Here is an 823-nt window from a genome sequence, read left to right as displayed (position 1 = left end):
CCGCGATAAGACTCATTGGTTGCCGCAGCGCGCATTTTGCTTATCCACTCTCCAGCGTCATCGCCATCCGCTCGGGCGATGCTTGATAACACCAGCAACAACGCGAGCACCGGCATCAACAGCACTGAGGTTTTTCTTAATATCATGGATAAGATTCCAAGCTTAAACACCAACTACCAACCCCGCCCTAAATACCGACAGAGTTAACGCTGGCAACACGAATCAATGGTGCCACACCAGAAGCGACCGTCACGGTGCTAAGCTCTGAGTGACGCAATAAATACTGATTAAAACTGCTGATCTGGCTTTCATCCAAATCATTCATAACCAGCTGGCTTTCTGCGCTTGGATCACCACCTGAGACAGCTAACTGCGCAGTTTCACTCGGAACACCCCGGCCTCCCAAGTCACTAAATCCAAATGCGACAACGAGGCAGGCTGCGATTGCCCCACCAAATTTCCAGGCTTTATTTACAGGATTCGAACTCGTCTCGTTCTCGGCTTGTTCAACACCAACAGACGAAGCCAGGGTTAAGGAAGGTTTGGGCTGCTCAACCGCGGAGTATACTTGTGACTCACCCCGAATTGCTGCCGCAACGTTCGCTGCGATATCCACGTCGACTGAGCGACCGGGCATACCGGCCATCACGTCGCGCGCATTGTGGTATCGCTTCCAGGTATCCAACAGATCTTTCGAATCTGACTTTGAAAGCAAACGCTGTATTTCAATTTCGTTCGCTTCGTCATCCATGAGCGCAGAAATCGACTCTTTCATTTTGTCGTCCACTTCAACCTCTCTTGTGGAGCCTAACCCCACCTAATA

Annotated in this window: 1 protein-coding gene; it reads right to left on the bottom strand. The window is 50.7% G+C overall.

Annotation, left to right across the window (positions count from 1 at the left end; all coding sequences use genetic code 11):
• Positions 1–187: 187 nt before the first annotated feature.
• Positions 188–787 (bottom strand): sigma-E factor negative regulatory protein, encoded by a 600-nt coding sequence (locus tag A3751_RS15530; protein ID WP_068466614.1) that lies wholly within the window; start codon positions 785–787, stop codon positions 188–190.
• Between the last annotated feature and the right edge of the window lie 36 nt (positions 788–823).

Source organism: Oleiphilus sp. HI0080 (assembly GCF_001635135.1).
Note: the sequence above shows the minus strand (reverse complement) of the source record. Positions and strands in the feature narration are given on the sequence as shown.